General features: G+C 53.1%; 17 protein-coding genes. 6 read left to right on the forward strand and 11 right to left on the reverse strand.

What is annotated here, in order from left to right; genetic code table 11:
- Positions 1 to 33: 33 nt before the first annotated feature.
- Together metG and BZK42_RS06015 are read left to right on the forward strand one after the other, a co-directional pair.
- Positions 34 to 2,067 carry a methionine--tRNA ligase gene (gene metG, locus BZK42_RS06010; protein ID WP_016156963.1) on the forward strand — a complete coding sequence of 678 codons (2,034 nt, stop codon included), beginning with the start codon at positions 34 to 36 and terminating at the stop codon, positions 2,065 to 2,067.
- Between the two features lie 207 nt (positions 2,068 to 2,274).
- Positions 2,275 to 2,733 carry a YehR family lipoprotein gene (locus BZK42_RS06015; RefSeq protein ID WP_080858896.1) on the forward strand — a complete coding sequence of 153 codons (459 nt, stop codon included), beginning with the start codon at positions 2,275 to 2,277 and terminating at the stop codon, positions 2,731 to 2,733.
- A gap of 42 nt (positions 2,734 to 2,775) precedes the next feature.
- Here the strand turns inward: BZK42_RS06015 and BZK42_RS06020 are convergent, their stop codons facing one another.
- The 3 genes from BZK42_RS06020 to BZK42_RS06030 are packed head-to-tail and all read right to left on the reverse strand — an operon-like array spanning position 2,776 to position 5,694.
- The gene (locus tag BZK42_RS06020) at positions 2,776 to 3,246 is read right to left on the reverse strand and encodes a YehS family protein (protein WP_016153689.1); all 471 of its coding nucleotides are present in this window, start codon (positions 3,244 to 3,246) and stop codon (positions 2,776 to 2,778) included.
- 46 nt (positions 3,247 to 3,292) lie between these two features.
- Positions 3,293 to 4,012 (reverse strand): two-component system response regulator BtsR, encoded by a 720-nt coding sequence (btsR, locus tag BZK42_RS06025; RefSeq protein WP_016153690.1) that lies wholly within the window; start codon positions 4,010 to 4,012, stop codon positions 3,293 to 3,295.
- Positions 4,009 to 5,694 (reverse strand): sensor histidine kinase, encoded by a 1,686-nt coding sequence (locus BZK42_RS06030; RefSeq protein ID WP_016153691.1) that lies wholly within the window; start codon positions 5,692 to 5,694, stop codon positions 4,009 to 4,011. Before BZK42_RS06030 ends, btsR begins: the two co-directional genes overlap by 4 nt.
- Before the next feature lie 225 nt (positions 5,695 to 5,919).
- Between BZK42_RS06030 and mlrA the strand changes: the two genes are divergently transcribed.
- Together mlrA and BZK42_RS06040 are read left to right on the forward strand one after the other, a co-directional pair.
- Positions 5,920 to 6,651, forward strand: coding sequence for an HTH-type transcriptional regulator MlrA (gene mlrA, locus BZK42_RS06035; RefSeq protein WP_080858897.1), 732 nt, complete (start codon positions 5,920 to 5,922; stop codon positions 6,649 to 6,651).
- A gap of 74 nt (positions 6,652 to 6,725) precedes the next feature.
- The gene (locus BZK42_RS06040; RefSeq protein ID WP_003027354.1) at positions 6,726 to 6,833 is read left to right on the forward strand and encodes a protein YohO; all 108 of its coding nucleotides are present in this window, start codon (positions 6,726 to 6,728) and stop codon (positions 6,831 to 6,833) included.
- Here BZK42_RS06040 and BZK42_RS06045 read toward each other — a convergent pair.
- From BZK42_RS06045 to bglX, 5 genes are all read right to left on the reverse strand, one after another.
- Entirely contained in the window at positions 6,814 to 7,545 is a 732-nt protein-coding gene (locus BZK42_RS06045) for an ABC transporter permease (protein ID WP_080858898.1), read from the reverse strand. The two genes, BZK42_RS06040 and BZK42_RS06045, sit on opposite strands and share 20 nt — an antisense overlap.
- A complete protein-coding gene (locus BZK42_RS06050; RefSeq protein WP_016153694.1) occupies positions 7,529 to 8,476 on the reverse strand; it encodes an ABC transporter ATP-binding protein in 948 nt (315 codons plus the stop codon). Before BZK42_RS06050 ends, BZK42_RS06045 begins: the two co-directional genes overlap by 17 nt.
- The gene (locus BZK42_RS06055) at positions 8,469 to 9,635 is read right to left on the reverse strand and encodes an ABC transporter permease (RefSeq protein ID WP_019077214.1); all 1,167 of its coding nucleotides are present in this window, start codon (positions 9,633 to 9,635) and stop codon (positions 8,469 to 8,471) included. Before BZK42_RS06055 ends, BZK42_RS06050 begins: the two co-directional genes overlap by 8 nt.
- A 15-nt stretch (positions 9,636 to 9,650) precedes the next feature.
- Positions 9,651 to 10,568, reverse strand: coding sequence for a glycine betaine ABC transporter substrate-binding protein OsmF (osmF, locus tag BZK42_RS06060; protein WP_080858899.1), 918 nt, complete (start codon positions 10,566 to 10,568; stop codon positions 9,651 to 9,653).
- Between the two features lie 218 nt (positions 10,569 to 10,786).
- Entirely contained in the window at positions 10,787 to 13,084 is a 2,298-nt protein-coding gene (gene bglX / locus BZK42_RS06065; RefSeq protein WP_080858900.1) for a beta-glucosidase BglX, read from the reverse strand.
- A gap of 232 nt (positions 13,085 to 13,316) precedes the next feature.
- Here bglX and dld point away from each other — a divergent pair, with 232 nt between their 5' ends.
- Positions 13,317 to 15,026 (forward strand): D-lactate dehydrogenase, encoded by a 1,710-nt coding sequence (dld, locus tag BZK42_RS06070; RefSeq protein ID WP_016153698.1) that lies wholly within the window; start codon positions 13,317 to 13,319, stop codon positions 15,024 to 15,026.
- A gap of 100 nt (positions 15,027 to 15,126) precedes the next feature.
- On the opposite strand, the gene pbpG is transcribed toward dld, so the two are convergent.
- Entirely contained in the window at positions 15,127 to 16,074 is a 948-nt protein-coding gene (pbpG, locus tag BZK42_RS06075) for a D-alanyl-D-alanine endopeptidase (RefSeq protein WP_080858901.1), read from the reverse strand.
- 180 nt (positions 16,075 to 16,254) lie between these two features.
- Positions 16,255 to 16,842 (reverse strand): Yip1 family protein, encoded by a 588-nt coding sequence (locus BZK42_RS06085; protein WP_016153700.1) that lies wholly within the window; start codon positions 16,840 to 16,842, stop codon positions 16,255 to 16,257.
- A 164-nt stretch (positions 16,843 to 17,006) separates the two neighbouring features.
- Between BZK42_RS06085 and BZK42_RS06090 the strand changes: the two genes are divergently transcribed.
- On the forward strand, positions 17,007 to 17,579 hold the full coding sequence (locus BZK42_RS06090) for a DedA family protein (protein ID WP_016153701.1): 573 nt from the start codon (positions 17,007 to 17,009) through the stop codon (positions 17,577 to 17,579).
- Between the two features lie 24 nt (positions 17,580 to 17,603).
- On the opposite strand, the gene mdtQ is transcribed toward BZK42_RS06090, so the two are convergent.
- Positions 17,604 to 19,043 (reverse strand): multidrug resistance outer membrane protein MdtQ, encoded by a 1,440-nt coding sequence (gene mdtQ, locus BZK42_RS06095; RefSeq protein ID WP_065554085.1) that lies wholly within the window; start codon positions 19,041 to 19,043, stop codon positions 17,604 to 17,606.
- Between the last annotated feature and the right edge of the window lie 37 nt (positions 19,044 to 19,080).

Raw genomic sequence — 19,080 nt, forward strand, 5'->3', positions numbered from 1 at the left:
CCCTTTTCACTACAAAAGAAGTAATTGCCCACTATGACTCAAGTCGCGAAGAAAATTCTGGTAACGTGCGCGCTGCCGTACGCCAACGGCTCTATCCACCTCGGCCATATGCTGGAGCACATCCAGGCTGATGTCTGGGTCCGTTACCAGCGAATGCGCGGCCACCAGGTTAACTTCATCTGCGCGGACGACGCACACGGTACGCCAATCATGCTGAAAGCACAGCAGCTTGGGATCACGCCAGAGCAGATGATCGGTGAAATGAGTCAGGAGCATCAGACTGATTTTGCGGGTTTTGACATCAGCTATGACAACTACCACTCTACGCACAGCGAAGAGAACCGTGAGCTGTCTGAGCTGATTTACACGCGCCTGAAGGAGAACGGTTTTATTAAGAACCGTACTATCTCCCAGCTTTACGATCCGGAAAAAGGCATGTTCCTGCCGGACCGTTTCGTTAAAGGCACTTGCCCGAAATGTAAATCTCCGGATCAGTATGGCGATAACTGTGAAGTTTGCGGCGCAACCTACAGCCCGACCGAACTTATCGAGCCGAAATCCGTCGTTTCTGGCGCGACGCCGGTAATGCGCGACTCCGAACACTTCTTCTTTGACCTGCCGTCATTCAGCGAGATGCTGCAGGCCTGGACACGCAGCGGCGCGTTGCAGGAGCAGGTCGCCAACAAAATGCAGGAATGGTTCGAATCCGGCCTGCAGCAGTGGGATATTTCCCGCGATGCCCCATACTTCGGTTTTGAAATCCCGGATGCGCCAGGCAAGTACTTCTATGTCTGGCTGGATGCACCAATTGGCTATATGGGTTCGTTCAAAAACCTGTGCGATAAGCGCGGCGACACGACCAGTTTTGATGAGTATTGGAAGAAAGATTCCGACGCCGAGCTGTATCACTTCATCGGTAAAGACATCGTCTACTTCCATAGCCTGTTCTGGCCGGCGATGCTGGAAGGCAGCAACTTCCGTAAGCCGACCAACCTGTTCGTACACGGTTATGTGACTGTAAACGGTGCGAAGATGTCCAAATCTCGCGGTACCTTCATTAAGGCCAGCACCTGGCTGAAGCACTTTGACGCCGACAGCCTGCGTTACTACTACACAGCGAAGCTTTCTTCACGCATTGATGATATCGACCTGAACCTGGAAGACTTCGTTCAGCGTGTAAACGCCGATATCGTCAACAAAGTAGTCAACCTGGCATCACGTAACGCAGGCTTTATCAGCAAGCGTTTTGACGGCGTACTGGCGGCTGAACTGGCCGACCCGGCGTTGTATAAAACCTTCACTGACGCTGCTGCGGTGATTGGCGAAGCATGGGAAAGCCGTGAATTTGGTAAAGCTATCCGTGAAATCATGGCGCTGGCCGATGTGGCAAACCGCTACGTTGACGAACAGGCTCCGTGGGTCGTTGCTAAACAGGAAGGCCGTGATGCCGACCTGCAAGCGATCTGCTCCATGGGTATCAACCTGTTCCGCGTCCTGATGACTTACCTGAAACCGGTTCTGCCAACGCTTGCTGAACGTGTAGAAGCTTTCCTGAACAGCGAGCTGAGCTGGGATGCCATTAAGCAACCGCTGCTCGGTCACAAGGTCAACACCTTTAAGGCGCTCTACAATCGCATCGACATGAAACAAGTTGAAGCGCTGGTGGAAGCGTCGAAAGAAGAAGTGAAGGCCGCTGCCGCACCGGTAACCGGCCCGCTGGCGGATGACCCGATTCAGGAAACCATTACCTTTGACGATTTCGCCAAAGTTGACCTGCGCGTGGCATTGATTGAAAACGCCGAGTTTGTGGAAGGTTCTGACAAACTGCTGCGTCTGACGCTGGATCTCGGTGGCGAGAAGCGTAACGTCTTCTCTGGTATTCGTTCTGCCTATCCGGATCCGCAGACCCTGGTTGGACGTCAGACAATTATGGTTGCTAACCTGGCACCTCGTAAGATGCGCTTCGGCATTTCTGAAGGGATGGTCATGGCGGCAGGTCCTGGCGGGAAAGATATCTTCCTGTTAAGCCCGGACGAAGGCGCAAAACCTGGCCAACAGGTGAAATAAATCAGACATCTCGAGCGCTGCAACTGCAGCGCTTTTTTTGCTGAGTGATTTACCTTTAATCTTAAACACACTCCCCCACTCCATTTTCGGACTGCTTAGCCATCGCTATTAGATTTATTCTATACTGCTCTGCTATTAAGGCCGCCCGGCCCTCATATTCATTGGCGTTATTATTTAGCATTCGATATTCATAAAATGGAGTTTTACATGACAGCGTTACAAAAATTAGTTTCTCTCGCCGTGGCATCGGTTGTGGTTTTTTCTCTGGCGGGTTGTGGTGATAAAGAAGAGACGAAAACATTCAATGCCAATCTTAACGGTTCGGATATCACCGTCTCTTACACCTATAAAGGTGACAAAGTTCTGAAACAAAGCTCCGAAAGTAAAATCAGCTATGCCTCTATCGGTGCCAGCAATAAAGAGGAAGCCGCAAAAGTATTCGATGCGTTAAGCGCCAAATATCAAAATATTGCAGGCGTAGAAGAAAAGCTCACCTATACAGATACCTACGCGCAGGAAAATGTCACTATCGATATGGAAAAAGTCGATATAAAAGCGTTGCAGGCAATTTCCGGGATGAAGCTTTCTGAGAAAGCCGATAAAAATTTCAGCATGAAGCAAATGCAAACGGTAATGGAATCGGCGGGTTTTAAAGAGGTGAAATAACATCCTGGCGACCCGATATTCATCGTGGTCGCCAGCGTCGTTTTACGCTTTCGTTTTGTGCACTCGCGACGTCAAACCCCGCAGGAAATAACGCAGAAACTGATCGCCGCATTCGCGATAGTTCTTATGGTCCGGCGCGCGCATCATGGCGGTAATTTCCGGCATCGACACACGAAACTTCTGCTCGGTCATAATGGCCAGAATATCATCGGTTTTCAGCGAAAAGGCGATACGCAGCTTTTTCAGCACCGTATTGTTGTTAACACGACGCTCAAGCGCCAGTTCCGGCGCAGAATCGTCTTTTCCACGCAGATGATAAATCAGACCGTTTAAAAATCCGGAGAGAATGATATCCGGGCAGCGAATAAACCCGGCTTCATCTTCTTTTGTCATCCAGGTATCAAAACCTGCGGAGGTGGATTCCATGTCAGCAAGCGCAAGAATACGCACCATGTCGTTATTGTTCGCTTTCAGGGTGTAGCGCAGGCTACGAAGAATATCGTTACTTAGCATAGAGCCTTCAACTGTCGGTGATGCAATGGCGCGCAGTGTATCAGTTTTACAGTCCAATCGCCTCTTTTAGACTTTTAAGATAGCGGCGACTTACCGGAACTGTCAGCCCGTTGCGTAAAATCAGTTCGGCCTGACCGTTTTCTTCCAGACGGATCTCCCGCAATTGCGCCATATTCACCAGATACTGCCGATGGCAGCGCAGCAAAGGTGTACGGCTTTCCAGCGTTCTGAGCGTCAGTTCGGTGAAACCTTCTTTACCATCGCTGCTGGTCACATACACGCCGCTCATGCGGCTGCTGATAAACGCCACGTCATCCATTTGCAGCAGATAGATTCGGCTGTGGCCGCTGCACGGAATAAACTTCAGCGCCTGCTGATTCTCCGGCAGTAGCGATACATCCTGCTTCGTGCGCTCCTGACGCAAACGGCTCAGCGTTTTTTCCAGTCGCGCCTCTTCAATCGGTTTGAGAAGATAATCAAACGCGTGTTCTTCAAAAGCTTTCACCGCATATTCATCAAACGCAGTAAGGAAAACAATATACGGACGATGCTCAGGATCAAGCATGCCAACCATTTCCAGACCGCTGATACGCGGCATCTGAATATCAAGGAACAGGACATCCGGACGCAGTTTATGTACCGCGCCGATGGCTTCCACCGCATTCGAACATTCGCCGACGATCTCGATGTCGCTTTGCGCCTGCAACAGGATCCGCAGATTCTCCCGCGCTAACGGTTCGTCATCGACAATCAGCACTTTGATCATGCCAGTTCCTCCAGAGGAAGTCGTAAAGTGATTCGGGTAAAGCGGTCAGGTTCACACGCTACGCTGATGCCAAAATCGTCGCCAAACCGCTCGCGCAGTCGTTTATCAACCAGATTCATACCCAATCCGCTGGCCTCAGACGTTGGCTGATACAACCCGGCGTTATCTTCAATATCCAGCATCAGATACTGCCCTTCGCGGCGGGCGGTAATCGACACTTCGCCGGTATCCAGTAGCTGAGAGGTACCGTGCTTAATGGCATTCTCCACAATAGGTTGTAGGGTAAAGGCAGGTAATTGCTGATACGAAAGCGCATCTGGCACCGTTAAAGTCACCTGCAGGCGCGACTGAAATCGCGCCTTTTCAATTTGCAGATAGGCATTAACGTGCTCAATTTCATCAGCCAGCGTCACAATCTCCGACGGACGTTTTAAGTTTTTGCGAAAGAACGTCGACAGATACTGCACCAGTTGGCTGGCCTGCTCGCTATCACGTCGGATCACGGCTTTGATGGTGTTGAGCGCATTAAACAAAAAATGGGGGTTCACCTGTGCATGCAGGAGTTTGATTTCCGACTGCGTAAGCATCGCTTTTTGCCGCTCATACTGCCCGGCCAGAATCTGCGCAGAAAGCAGTTGAGCGATCCCTTCCCCCAGCGTGCGGTTGATCGAGCTAAAGAGGCGGTTTTTGGCTTCATACAGTTTGATGGTCCCCATCACCCGCTGGTTTTCCCCCCGCAAAGGGATCACCAGCGTCGAGCCTAATTTGCATTGCGGGTGCAAAGAACAGCGGTAAGGGACTTCATTCCCATCGGCATACACCACCTCTCCGGTTTCTATCGCCCGTTGGGTGTACGACGACGAAATAGGTTTTCCGGGTAGATGGTGATCGTCACCAATGCCGGTAAATGCCAGCAGCTTCTCGCGGTCGGTAATTGCCACAGCACCGATATCCAGCTCTTCATACAGCACCTGAGCGACCTTCATGCTGTTAACCTCGTTAAACCCCTGGCGCAAAATACCCTCCGTTGAGGCGGCAACTTTGAGCGCAGTGGCGGAAAAAGCAGAGGTATATTTTTCAAACATCGCCCGTTTATCGAGCAAAATACGCATAAATAAGGCTGCGCCCACGGTATTCGTCACCATCATCGGCGCGGCGATATTACTGACCAGCCGAAACGCATCGTCAAACGGCCGGGCGATTAACAAGATGATCAGCATCTGCACCAGTTCGGCGACAAAAGTAATGGCACCCGCGGTCAGTGGGCTAAAGACTTTATCGGTACGGCCACGACGGGTGAGCACGCTGTGCACCAGCCCGCCGAGCAAACCTTCCACAATGGTCGAAATCATGCAACTGAGCGCCGTCATTCCGCCCATTGAATAGCGATGTAAGCCACCGGTTAGACCGACCAAACCGCCGACCACCGGGCCGCCAAGCAGCCCACCCATCACCGCGCCGATAGCACGGGTATTAGCAATAGAATCATCAATGTGCAGCCCGAAATAGGTGCCCAAAATGCAGAAAATGGAAAAGGTAACGTAGCAAAGCAGCTTGTGCGGGAGCCGGATCGTGACCTGCATCAGCGGGATAAACAAACGCGTTTTGCTCATGAGCCACGCGATAACGAGAAACACACACATCTGCTGAAGCAGCAGCAACACCAGATTAAACTCGTACATACCTGCCAACCACACATCACTTAAAAGCGCGTAACATACATGGGCTGCGCGTAACTTTCTTTGAAGTGTTGCAAAAAAAAAGGAATTTGTGAGAACGATCACTCGAAAGCGCGAGCATGACTACAAATTCACCCATTTGTTGATCAAAAAACAGACAAAACTACCTGGTTCGCAAAAGAGCGTCTAAAGTAAAACTGGGACCTCGCGAGCATAAGTGAGACGACGATGGCGCTTTACACAATAGGTGAAGTGGCTTTGCTTTGTGATATCAACCCTGTCACTTTACGCGCGTGGCAGAGGCGTTACGGATTACTGAAACCGCAGCGAACAGACGGCGGGCATCGCCTGTTTAACGACGCGGATATCGACCGGATCCGTGAGATAAAACGCTGGATAAATAACGGCGTTCAGGTCAGTAAGGTAAAAATGTTGCTCAGCAATGAGAACATTGATGTGCATAACGGCTGGCGCGAACAGCAAGAGACGCTGTTGAGCTATTTGCAAAGTAATAATCTGCATAGCCTCAGGATGTGGATCAAAGAGCGCGGTCAGGATTATCCCGCACAAACGCTCAACACCCATTTGTTCATTCCGTTACGCCGCCGCCTGCAATGTCAGCAGCCGATCCTGCAGGCGTTACTGGGGATCCTCGACGGTGTCCTCATCAACTACATCGCGATTTGTCTGGCCTCGGCGCGCAAGAAACAGGGGAAAGATGCCCTGGTTGTCGGCTGGAACATTCATGATACCACCCGCTTATGGCTGGAGGGTTGGGTTGCCAGCCAGCAGGGATGGCGCGTTGACGTCCTCGCTCACTCGCTAAACCAATTGCGACCAGAGCTGTTTGAAGGGCGAACCTTACTGGTCTGGTGCGGCGAAAGCCAAACGCCTTCTCAGCAACAACAACTGAATGAATGGCGCGCGTTAGGTCACGATATTTATCCGCTCGGTATTTAAAGCCAACCAGGATCGGCTCTTAATATTCTGTTAACAAACGTGTACAATCCTTAGATTCACATAAGGAGTGCATAATGAGCGCAGCTAAAATCGGTGTCATTACCCTCTTCCTGCTGATGGCCATCGGCGGTATCGGCGGCGTCATGCTGGCAGGCTACACATTCATTTTACGTGCCGGGTAAGGTGGCTCGCTAATCGCTCAAACCCGCGGTCAACTATCACCGCAGCCAGCGCGACCAGCAGCGCCCCCTGAATCACATAGGCGATATTGAACCCGCTCAGGCCGATGATAATCGGCGTGCCCAGCGTGTTCGCCCCGACGGTTGAGGCTATCGTAGCGGTGCCGATATTAATAATCACCGACGTGCGAATTCCCGCCAGAATAACCGGTGCCGCCAGCGGCAACTCCACTTTACGCAGCCGCTGGCCCTGACTCATGCCCATTCCGCTGGCGATATCCATCACGCTGGGAGAAATTCCGCCGAGTCCTGCCAGAGTTGCCTGCAAGATTGGTAACACGCCATACAAAATCAGCGCGATAATCGCGGGTTCAAGCCCAAACCCCATCACCGGTACGGCGATCGCCAGCACGGCGACCGGAGGAAATGTCTGCCCCACGGCGGCAATCGTTTCCACCATCGGCCTGAATTCCGCGCCCCAGGGCCGGGTTACCGCTATTCCCGCGCCGGTGCCAATGATGACGGCAATAAGGCTTGAAATCCCCACCAACGCAAAATGACTCAACGCCAGCGCCGTAAAACTTTCCTGCTGATACACGGGACGCGGCAGCGCCGGAAATAGCGAACTAAACAGGGCCTGACTGTGAGGCAATCCCACCAACAGGATCAGAAACAGCACAACAAGCCATAGCAATGGATCAGCAAGACGTTTCACGGGTCGGCGTCTCCGAAAGCAAATCGCGAAAATGAAGCGTCCCGCAGGGTAACCCCTGCGGCGTCACGACCGGCAAGACATCGCAGCCACGCGCCACGAACACCGACAATGCATCACGTAGCGTCATCTCATCCACCAGCGGCTCGCCGTCTGAGTGTTCGCCGCGACGGATAAAATCCCCTACCGTACGCAGTGACAACAGCCTTACGCCCAGTTCACTGCGGCCAAAAAAAGTTTGCACGAAATCATTCGCTGGCGCAGTGAGCATCGACAGCGGCGTGCCTTGCTTCACAACTTTTCCCGCATCCATCAAAATCAGATGCTCCGCCAGTCTCAGCGCCTCGTCGATATCATGCGTCACCAGCACAATGGTACGTCCCAACAAACGGTGGATACGCGTCATCTCCTGCTGCAGCGCGCCGCGGGTGACCGGGTCCAGCGCGCCAAAAGGCTCATCCATCAGTAGCACCTGCGGATCTGCCGCCAACGCACGCGCAACCCCAACCCGCTGCTGTTGTCCACCGGAAAGCTGATGCGGATAACGGTGACGCAAACTCGCCTCGAGGCCCAGCAGCGCCATTAGTTCATCTGTTCGGTCATCAATACGTGAACGTGACCACTTTTGCAGCTGCGGTACGGTGGCAATATTCTGCGCGACGGTCCAGTGGGGAAACAAACCAATAGACTGAATCGCGTACCCCATGCGCCGTCGTAACTCCAGCACCGGCAGGCTGCGGATCTCCTCCCCGGCGAAACGGATCTGCCCGCTGTCATGTTCAACCAGCCGGTTGATCATCTTTAGCGTGGTAGACTTGCCCGAACCTGACGTGCCAATTAATACCGAAAAGCTGCCCTCTCCTAACTGCAGGTTCAGGTCGTCGACGGCTTTTTGCTGGCCATAGGTTTTACTGACATGGCGAAATTCAATCATTATTCGATACCTTTAGCAGCGCGATCCCTAAATCAAACAGCGCATCAATCAACACAGCCAGCACAACGACCGGGATCACGCCCAACAGCACTAAATCAACGGCGCTACTGAGCAATCCCTGAAAGACCAGCGCGCCAAATCCCCCTGCACCAATCAGCGCGGCTATCACCGCCATCCCCACCGTCTGGACCATCACCACTCGCAAACTGCGCAAGAAGACCGGCAGCGCCAGTGGAAACTGCACCGAGATAAACCGCTGACGCGCGCTCATCCCCATCGCCTGGGAGCTTTCAAGTACATCGCGTGGAACCTGATTCAACCCAGCCACTACGCCGCGAACCAGCGGTAAGAGCGCATACAGCACCAACGCAATAAGCGCAGGCGTCAGACCGGTTCCCGCTACGCCAAGCGAACCCAGCAAGGGAAAGTGCTTCACCAGTCCAGCAAGCGGCGCAATTAACAGGCCAAACAGCGCGACGGAGGGAATAGTCTGGATGATGTTCAGTACCGCGAATACTGGCCCCTGACGGGAGACAGAAAAAGTACACCAGACACCCAGCGGCACGCCAATGAGCAGCGCGGGCACCACGGTAGCGAACAGAATCGTCAGATGCTGCGCCAGCGCGTCGTTAAAGACATCCTGGCGATTGGCATATTCTTTAAGCAGAGAAAGATCGTTAAACGTACCGGAGAGCAGTAACACCAGCGGCAAAATGAATATTTGTGCGTGCAATAACCAACGCCACGACGCCCGTTCGGTGATGCGACGAATGGCGTCACTGGCTGCCAGCAGCATCAATCCCAGCCCTAACCAGAACCCGCTGCCCAGGCTGGTTCTGGCCAGCGGGCTACCCGTCTGAGCCAGATACGTTGCCGTTGTGCCGGCGATGACCAGCGCCGCAATCACCAACAGTTGGCTAACGATAAGCGTCAATATATTGCCGGATTTTCCCGGTACAAAGCACAGAAGAAACAGCAGCACACAGGCCGCCGCTAATCCCCACGCCATGTCGGGTTGGATATCCCAGAGTTGACGCCCTTCACCGGAAACCAGGCGATTGGGAGCATAGCTAATGAAAGGAAGCGCTGCCGCCGCGATGGTAAGAAACACCAGCAGCAACAGCACCCGATTTACTGAAATATTCGACAAAACACCCACCTGCTGCAAACTCCGTTACTTCACCCATCCTTTTTGCTTCAGGTAGTCTGCTGCGACTTTTTTCGCATCCAGCCCCTCCACGGCGATACTGGCATTCAGCCGTTGCAGCGTTTTTTCATCCAGGCTGGCAAATACCGGTTGTAGCCATTCTGCCATTTGCGGGTAGTCCTGCAGCACCGATTCACGCACAACGGGCGCTGGCGCATAAATGGGCTGTACGCCTTGCGGATCGCTTAATGTTTGCAGACCGAGCGCCGCAACCGGACCATCGGTACCGTAGGCCATCGCTGCATTGACCCCTGAGGTCTGCTGCGCCGCCGCTTTAATCGTCACCGCGGTATCCCCCCCCGCCAGCGACAACAGCTGATTCTGATTCAGTTTGAAACCATAGGTTTTTTCAAAGGCAGGCAGCGCGTCAGCCCGTTCGATAAATTCCGCAGAGGCGGCAAGTTTGAACGTCCCCCCGTCTTTCAGGTAACGGCCTAAATCGGCAAGGGACTCAAGCTTATTCTTTTGCGCGACATCCTGGCGAACCGCAATGGTCCAGGTGTTGTTGGCGGGCGCAGGCGTTAGCCAGATCAGCTTATTTTGCTCTGCGTCCAGCTTTTTCACTTTGTCATAACCGGCCTGCGCATTTTTCCATGCAGGATCATTCTCATCTTTAAAAAAGAATGCGCCATTGCCGGTATATTCCGGATAAATATCCACTTCACCAGAGGTGATTGCCCCACGCACCACCGGAGTGGTACCCAGCTGTACTTTATTAACGGTTTTCACGCCGTGACTTTCGAGCACCTGCAAAATAATGTTGCCGAGCAGCGCCCCTTCGGTATCTATTTTTGAACCGACCGTGACGGGTGACGCGGCCTGCAAGGGCAAGCTGATCGCGGCTAACAACGCCAGCGAACCCACCCAAACTTTTGAAATTATCATGCTGCACTCCTCATTCTTTTACGGCCCTTTTCAGAGACTTGAGGAAAAAGCATAGTCGAAAAATCAAGCCTTAACCTGGCAATAGGGTAGTAACACTGAGAGTTACTCGCGGTAAGGCGATAATGCAATAAAAAAAATCCGGCAAACCCAAAGTGAGTTTACCGGATGGTACGATTTCGCAGGCCTGATAAGCGTCACGCTATCAGGCATGATATCAATTACAGCAGTTCAAATTCGCCCTGCTTCACTCTGGCAGAATCCACGCCGATAAAGACGTTGAACTTGCCCGGTTCGGCATCGTATTGCATACGCTGGTTCCAGAATTTCAGCGCTTCAACATCAATTGGGAAGCTAACGGTTTGGGTTTCACCCGGCTTAAGATTCACCTTCTCAAAACCTTTCAGCTGTTTTACCGGACGACTCATTGAAGCGGTAACATCCTGCAAATACATCTGAATCACCGTCGCACCTTCGCGTTTGCCGGTGTTGGTCACCTGCACGCTGGCCGTCACGGTCCCGTCACGCTTCATCGTCGGAGAAGAGAGTTTCACATCAGAAACCGTGAATGTGGTGTAGCTCAGGCCATAGCCAAAGGGATACAACGGACCGTTCGCTTCGTCAAAGTAGCGCGACGTGTACTTATTCGGCTTATCGGCATTATACGGGCGACCGGTATTAAGATGGCTGTAATAGACCGGGATCTGTCCGACAGAGCGCGGGAAAGACATCGGCAACTTGCCTGACGGGTTGTAATCGCCAAACAGCACGTCGGCGATGGCGTTACCGCCTTCCGTCCCGGCAAACCAGGTTTCGAGGATCGCATCGGCCTGTTGATCTTCCTTAACCAGAGCCAGCGGACGACCGTTCATCAGTACCAGAACCAGCGGTTTACCCGTGGCTTTCAGCGCGGTAATCAGGTCACGCTGACTCTGCGGAATGGTGATATCGGTGCGGCTGGAGGCTTCATGCGCCATTCCCTGCGCTTCACCAACTACCGCGACGACCACGTCAGACTGCTTCGCGGCGTTAACGGCTTCATCAATCATCGCCTGCGGCGAACGCGGGTCAACCTTCACCGCCTCTTCATACTGGTTGAGGAAGTCGACAATGCCTTTGTCGTTGGTGATGTTCGCCCCTTTGGCGTATACCACTTTGCCCTGCTCGCCGATGGCATTTTTAATCCCCGTCAGCACCGTTACTGACTGATCGGCAACCCCGGCAGCAGACCAACTGCCCATCACATCACGCTTGCTGTCGGCCAGCGGGCCGACAACCGCTACGGTAGCGGATTTTTTCAGCGGCAATGTTTCCAGACGGTTTTTCAGCAGCACCAGGCTTTCACGTGCCACTTCACGCGCCTCTTTGCGGTGCAAACGGCTTTCCGCGTTGGTGTCCTGCGGGTCAGATTCTTTGGCCCCCAGATGGCTGTACGGATCGTTAAACAGCCCCATATCATATTTCACGTTCAGCACATGACGCGCAGCGTCGTCCAGCTCCGCCATCGTCACCTTACCTGACTTAATCAACCCCGGCAGGTATTTGCTGTAATACTCATCGCTCATGCTCATGTTGATGCCGGACTTGATCGCCACACGCACCGCATCTTCAGGATCGGCGGCGGTACCGTGCTTAATCAGTTCCTTAATCGCGCCGTGATCGGAAACAGTAATGCCCTTAAAGCCCCACTCATCGCGCAGCACGTCTTTTAACAGCCATGCATCCGAAGTCGCCGGCGTGCCGTTCAGCGAATTAAGCCCCACCATCACCGCACCGCTACCGGCGTCCAGTCCGGCTTTGTACGGTGGCATATAGTCGTTGAACAAACGCTGCGGGCTCATATCGACAGTGTTGTATTCCTTGCCGCCTTCAACCGCGCCATAGGCGGCATAGTGCTTGACGCTGGTCATCACCGAATAGCGATCGGCCGGGCTTTTACCCTGCATCGCTTCCACCATGGTTTTGCCCATCGTGGCGGTCAAATACGTATCTTCGCCAAACCCTTCCGAGGCGCGGCCCCAGCGCGCATCGCGCGAGACATCGACCATCGGTGCCCAGGTCATATTCAGACCATCATCGGCGGCTTCATACGCAGACACTCGACCAACGGTTCTGACCGCATCGAGATTAAAGGAGGATGCCAGACCGAGACTTATCGGGAATACGGTACGCTGACCGTGCAATACGTCGTAGGCAAAAAAGAGAGGGATTTTCAGGCGGCTGAGATCCATCACCTGATCCTGCATTTTGCGGATATCCTGGCGCGTGACGGTGTTAAAAATTGCCCCAACCTGCCCGTCTTTGATCATCTCGCGGATGGCTTCTTTCGGGTTATCAGGCCCGACGCTTATCAAACGCAGTTGCCCAATCTTCTCATCCACGGTCATCTGCTTGAGTAAATCGGTAACGAAGGCATCCCGCGCCTCTGGCGTCAGTGGATGGTTACCAAACAGAGTGTCCGCCAACGCTGGTTGCAATGCCAGACTCACCGCGACACCTACAGAACATAGCCATTTCATGTTGATTCTCTCTTTATTTTTTCCCGACGAGGCAGCGAAAATATAACAAAAACCGCAGTTTGCCGTAAGACTAAACGGGAGCGATAAAGAAAGCTAAGGTTATTCTCCTAATTTTCGAAACCAGCGCGAATCAGTAAAAGACGAACCAGAGACAATATGAATGAGAAAGCGTATTGTCATACAAAGCGCTATGCTTGTTCCTGATATTGAGTCCCACCACAAGGAGTGGAGAATGTCTTCCATTACAACAGATAATAAAGCTTTCCTGAATGAACTGACCCGTCTGGTGGGTCATTCACACCTGCTGACAGAACCTGCTAAAACCGCCCGCTATCGCAAGGGATTCCGCTCCGGCCAGGGCGATGCGCTTGCCGTCGTGTTCCCCGGGTCGCTTTTAGAACTGTGGCGCGTTTTGAGCGCCTGCGTCGCCGCGGATAAAATTATCCTGATGCAGGCCGCTAACACCGGCTTGACCGAAGGGTCTACGCCGAGCGGTAATGATTACGACCGCGAGATTGTCATTATCAGCACCCTGCGTCTTGATAAGCTGCACGTCATCGGCAAAGGTGAACAGGTGCTGGCCTATCCAGGAACCACGCTCTATTCGCTGGAAAAAGCGCTCAAACCGTTTGGCCGTGAGCCGCATTCGGTAATCGGATCTTCCTGTATCGGCGCTTCGGTTATCGGTGGCATTTGCAACAACTCCGGCGGCTCGCTGGTACAGCGCGGCCCGGCATACACGGAGATGTCGCTGTTTGCGCGTATTGATGAACAGGGAAAATTACAGCTGGTTAACCATCTGGGTATCGAGCTGGGCCAGACCCCGGAGCAGATCCTGAGCAAACTGGATGACGAGCGTATTAGAGATGACGATGTTCGCCACGACGGGCGTCACGCGCACGATCATGACTACGTTACCCGCGTCAGAGATATCGACGCGGACACGCCCGCACGCTATAACGCCGACCCGGATCGCTTGTTTGAATCGTCCGGTTGTGCAGGCAAGCTCGCGGTCTTTGCCGTGCGTCTGGACACCTTCGAAGCCGAAAAAAACCAGCAGGTCTTTTACATCGGCACCAACCAGCCAGAGGTGCTAACGGAGATCCGCCGTCATATTCTGGCAAAATTCGAGCATCTGCCGGTCGCCGGTGAATATATGCACCGCGATATTTACGACATCGCTGAGCAATACGGCAAAGATACGTTTCTGATGATCGACAAGCTCGGCACCGACAAAATGCCGTTCTTCTTCACCCTGAAAGGCCGCACCGATGCGATGCTGGAAAAAGTGAAAATTTTCCGTCCTCACTTCACCGACCGGGCAATGCAGAAATTTGGTCATTTATTCCCCAGTCACTTACCGGCGCGCATGAAAAGCTGGCGCGATAAGTACGAGCATCACCTGCTGTTAAAAATGGCCGGTGGCGGCGTGGCTGAAGCCCAAAACTGGCTAAGCGAGTATTTCAAAACCGCTGAAGGCGACTTCTTTGCCTGTACGGCGGAAGAAGGCAGCAAGGCGTTTTTGCACCGATTTGCGGCGGCTGGCGCGGCTATTCGTTATCAGGCCGTACATGCGGATGAGGTGGAAGATATTCTGGCGCTGGATATCGCGCTGCGTCGTAACGACACCGAATGGTACGAGCATCTGCCTCCAGAGATCGACAGTCAACTGGTGCACAAACTCTATTACGGTCACTTTATGTGTTACGTTTTCCATCAGGATTACATCGTGAAAAAAGGCGTGGATGCGCATGCGCTAAAAGAGCAGATGCTGGAACTCCTGCGCGAGCGTGGGGCGCAGTATCCGGCAGAGCATAACGTCGGGCATCTGTATCAGGCACCGGAAACCTTGACCCGTTTTTACCGTGAGAATGACCCCACCAACAGTATGAATCCGGGTATTGGGAAAACGAGTAAGCAGAAGTTCTGGAAAGAATCGTAAATATGAAAAAGATAAGCGCTACCGGGCATGTTGCCGGGGCGCTTCGCTTGCCCGGCCTACTGCTATATTCGCTATGCGTAGGCCGGAAAAGATATCTTATTTAATCGTTCTGCGCGGTTTGCTCGCCCTTCGCCGAACCTGCCGCCGCCATCTGTGCAGCTTTTTGCTTTTTATAGCTCAGCGCCGCCGCCGGAACCGGCATCACCTTGCCCGTTTCAATCCAGGTACGTAAACGGCTGGCATCGGCAAAGTGAGTATATTTGCCAAAGGCATCCATCACCACCAGCGCTACCGGCTTGTTGTTAATCACCGTGCGCATCACCAGACAGTGACCTGCCGCATTGGTAAACCCGGTTTTCGTTAACTGAATATCCCAGTTATCGCGGTATACCAGATGGTTGGTGTTACGAAACGGCAGCGTATACGCAGGGTTGGCAAACGTCGCCATATCTTCACGCGTGGTACTTAGCTGGCCGATCAGCGGATACTGTTTGCTGGCGATCAGCAGCTTGGTTAAGTCACGGGCGGTCGAGACGTTATGAATCGACAAGCCAGTGGGTTCCACAAAGCGTGTCTGAGTCATGCCGAGCGCTTTCGCTTTGGCATTCATGGCTTTGATAAACGCGTTGTATCCGCCCGGGTAATGATGCGCCAGGCTCGCCGCCGCGCGGTTTTCTGATGACATCAGCGCCAGTAGTAACATGTCTTTACGGCTGATTTCACTGTTCAGTCGTACGCGAGAGTAAATGCCTTTCATCTCCGGCGTCTGGCTAATATCGACTTTCAGCTTTTCATTCAGCGGCAGTCGTGCATCAAGCACCACCATCGCCGTCATTAATTTGGTAATCGACGCAATCGGACGCACAAGGTCCGGGTGGTTCGAATAGATAACTTTGTTGGTATTCAGATCAACGATCATCGCGCTACCGGACGCTATCTCAGGTTGAGAAGCCGCTGCGGTAGTTGCCGTTTTCGCCACGGCTTGGGGTGCAAAAGGAACGGCCAGCACCAGGGCAAGGCTTAATAATGAAACTCGGAATTTCAGCATGATGAGATTTCTGATAATGGTTCACGCACGTCACAACGCACACCGCCAGAGATTAAGTATTATCTCAAGCTAGCTCAGGCATCATAGCGATCCGGCAGGTTTGCTGCCACAGGAGAATCGTCTCGAAATGCTGCGTTGCTGACTTTTACGTCAACAACGCAGCGTAGACAGGTTTATCCGTCAGAATAACCGATAGCCGTAACCCCACAGAATTACCGTAATAGCCAGCAGAACCTCCAGTACCAGCACACCGATTGCCAGCGTCGAACTGGAAAAACTCAACCCTTCCTCACGAGTGATATTCAGGAACGTCGGAATACCGAGATAAAGTAAATAACCGGTGTAAAACAGCGCGAGAGTCCCGACTAATGCGCACAGCCAGACCAGCGGATAAAGTGCGACCAGCCCGCTTAAAAACAGCGGCGTCGCGACATATCCGGCAAAGACCATACAATGCGCCAGCGACGGACGCTGCGGGTAGTTACGCGCCATCCACCAGATAACCCGGCCCATGACGGCAACGCCCGCCAGCATCACCCCGTAAAACAGAATCGCCATTGCAAATCCAGTCAACAGGGATAATTTCAGGATATTGCCATCGCCAAAATCCCAGCCGATTTGTGTGGTACCGATGAACGCACAAACAACCGGGATTGCCGCCATCAGCAGTACATGGTGGGTATAGTGATGCGAAACGCTTTCGTTTTCGCTGTTGATCACATGCATTTCACGATCGGGATGGGAAAACAGCCCCCAGACATGGTTCATACCGCCCCCTTCTTGTCAGCTCCGGACCTCAACAGTTCAAGTATAATTCAGCTTTGGATTAATTTTTGTACAACAACAAAAATGACGAACCGCTAATTCAGCGCTTTTAAACCCCACGATGATTCACAGGGTGTATGCTTAACGTGGGGAGGTCATCCAGACATATGGATATAAACAGTCTTATTGCACATTACGGTTACGCCGCATTGGTCATTGGCAGTTTGGCCGAAGGTGAAACCATTACCCTGCTGGGCGGCGTGGCGGCACATCAGGGATTACTTAAATTTCCTCTGGTGGTTATCTCTGTGGCCCTGGGCGGGATGATTGGCGATCAATTGCTGTATCTGCTTGGGCGTCGTTACGGTGGAAAAATTTTGCGTCGTTTCTCAAAACATCGCGACAAAATCCGCCGGGCGCAGAAAATGATCCAGCGCCGTCCTTATCTGTTCGTAATTGGCACCCGTTTTATGTATGGTTTTCGCGTGATCGGCCCGTTGCTGATTGGCGCAAGCCATTTGCCGCCTAAAATTTTCCTGCCGTTGAATATTCTGGGGGCGCTGGCGTGGGCGCTGATATTTACCACTCTGGGTTACGTGGGGGGAGAAGTCATTGCGCCGTGGCTACACAATCTCGACCAGCATATTAAGCACTGGATATGGCTGGCTCTGGTGATTGTGCTGGTGCCTGGCGTTCGGTGGTGGTTAAAAAAACGCAGCAGCAAAAGTACAGCCCGGTAGCACGATGTCTACCGGGCGGGTGCGTTACGAAGCGTGGTAGCCGCCCCCCAGCGCACGGTTCAACTGGATTGAGGCATCCAGCCATTGCCCTTGTAAAAGCAGAGCGTTGCACTGTTCACGTAATGCCGGGATCTTTGCCTCACTGACCCGGGAGCCCGCAATAATTCCGGCATTGAAGCGCGCCTGCGCCAGACCCACTACGCGCAGTGCATCATGCTCAATCTGCTGCTGATGCTGATTCTTCTGCGCCAGTGTTTCTACCTGCGATGCTGCACGCGCCACGTCATTCACCGCATCCACCACGGCTTTGTTGTAATTCGCCACCGTCAGGTTGCTTTGCGCTTGAGTAATGTCGAGATTCGCGTTCAGCCTGCCGCTATCAAAGATAGGCAGCGTCAGCCCGGCCGTTACGCCCATTTGCTGCGCGGAATGGCGAAACAAGTCGCTCAGATGTAACGCATCCTGTTGTAAAAATGCCATCAGATTTACATCGGGATAAAACGCCGCTTTCGCCGCATCAATGCTGCTCAGCGATGACTCAATGTACCAGTGCGCCGCCTGCAAATCCGGTCGGCGGGCCAGCAGCGAATAACCTAGCTGGGACGGGAGCTGGCTTTCCACCGCGGGCAGCGGGGTCGAATGGAGTTTCAGGGCTGTGGACTGCGAGTTGGTCAGCGCGCTCAACCGCGCTTCAATTACCTTCATTTTACCGCTGACATCGTTCAGCTGCTGCTCTGTTTTGCTGGAATCGATATCGGTTTCAACGCCTTCCACCGAAGAAGTAAGACCATTTTGATACAGTTGACGATCAACGTTAATGACGTTCTGCTGCTCGGTTTCGATTTGCGTCAACACGGTTTTCAGCCCGGCCTGCGTTTGCCATTCCCAGTAAAGACGAGCCACACCACTCGCCAGAACCTGTCGCGTTTGCTCGCGCTCGGCTTCACGCGCCTTAACGGCCCCAATACGTGCCGTCACTTCGGCCCGATTTTTACCCCACAGATCCAGATTCCAGCCAGCAGTTAAACCAAAGGTGCCGTTGGTGTACCACGGCCCGGTCGTCCCGGCGGCCGGATCGGTAATGGCAAACGGACCCATCAGCCCTTCGGCTGACATTCTCTGACGCTCCACATCTGCTGAGAAATCGATCTCCGGGCCATCCTGCGCCTCCACAGCCTTAGCCTGCGCCTCCGCCAGTTGAATGCGCTGTTCCGCGACCTGCATATCAGGGGAGTTTCGTAACGTGCTGTCAATCAGCGCATTAAGCTGGGGGTCATGGTATGCCTTCCACCATTGGCTGTCCGGCCAGCCATTTTTTAACGCCGCAGGCAATGTGGTATCGACATTCGCAGCGGGGGTCTGCTGTGACAGAGACTGGCGGTCATCATGCATCGGCGCGCAACCTGACATCAAAATAAAAAGCGGCAACAATGCCGTCGTGACAAAAGCAGAATTACGATTCATGGAGAGACACAGGTAAGAAAAGATGTGCTGAGATTAC

Origin of the sequence: Citrobacter braakii (assembly GCF_002075345.1) — a bacterium.
Taxonomy (GTDB): Bacteria; Pseudomonadota; Gammaproteobacteria; order Enterobacterales; family Enterobacteriaceae; genus Citrobacter; species Citrobacter braakii.

Excerpts from the sequence above, each read along its gene's own strand:
- metG (WP_016156963.1), top strand. The coding sequence starts at position 34 with ATGACTCAAGTCGCGAAGAAAATTCTGGTAACGTGCGCGCTGCCGTAC.
- BZK42_RS06015 (WP_080858896.1), top strand. The coding sequence starts at position 2,275 with ATGACAGCGTTACAAAAATTAGTTTCTCTCGCCGTGGCATCGGTTGTG.
- BZK42_RS06020 (WP_016153689.1), bottom strand. The coding sequence starts at position 3,246 with ATGCTAAGTAACGATATTCTTCGTAGCCTGCGCTACACCCTGAAAGCG.
- btsR (WP_016153690.1), bottom strand. The coding sequence starts at position 4,012 with ATGATCAAAGTGCTGATTGTCGATGACGAACCGTTAGCGCGGGAGAAT.
- BZK42_RS06030 (WP_016153691.1), bottom strand. The coding sequence starts at position 5,694 with ATGTACGAGTTTAATCTGGTGTTGCTGCTGCTTCAGCAGATGTGTGTG.
- mlrA (WP_080858897.1), top strand. The coding sequence starts at position 5,920 with ATGGCGCTTTACACAATAGGTGAAGTGGCTTTGCTTTGTGATATCAAC.
- BZK42_RS06040 (WP_003027354.1), top strand. The coding sequence starts at position 6,726 with ATGAGCGCAGCTAAAATCGGTGTCATTACCCTCTTCCTGCTGATGGCC.
- BZK42_RS06050 (WP_016153694.1), bottom strand. The coding sequence starts at position 8,476 with ATGATTGAATTTCGCCATGTCAGTAAAACCTATGGCCAGCAAAAAGCC.
- osmF (WP_080858899.1), bottom strand. The coding sequence starts at position 10,568 with ATGATAATTTCAAAAGTTTGGGTGGGTTCGCTGGCGTTGTTAGCCGCG.
- bglX (WP_080858900.1), bottom strand. The coding sequence starts at position 13,084 with ATGAAATGGCTATGTTCTGTAGGTGTCGCGGTGAGTCTGGCATTGCAA.
- dld (WP_016153698.1), top strand. The coding sequence starts at position 13,317 with ATGTCTTCCATTACAACAGATAATAAAGCTTTCCTGAATGAACTGACC.
- pbpG (WP_080858901.1), bottom strand. The coding sequence starts at position 16,074 with ATGCTGAAATTCCGAGTTTCATTATTAAGCCTTGCCCTGGTGCTGGCC.
- BZK42_RS06085 (WP_016153700.1), bottom strand. The coding sequence starts at position 16,842 with ATGAACCATGTCTGGGGGCTGTTTTCCCATCCCGATCGTGAAATGCAT.
- BZK42_RS06090 (WP_016153701.1), top strand. The coding sequence starts at position 17,007 with ATGGATATAAACAGTCTTATTGCACATTACGGTTACGCCGCATTGGTC.
- mdtQ (WP_065554085.1), bottom strand. The coding sequence starts at position 19,043 with ATGAATCGTAATTCTGCTTTTGTCACGACGGCATTGTTGCCGCTTTTT.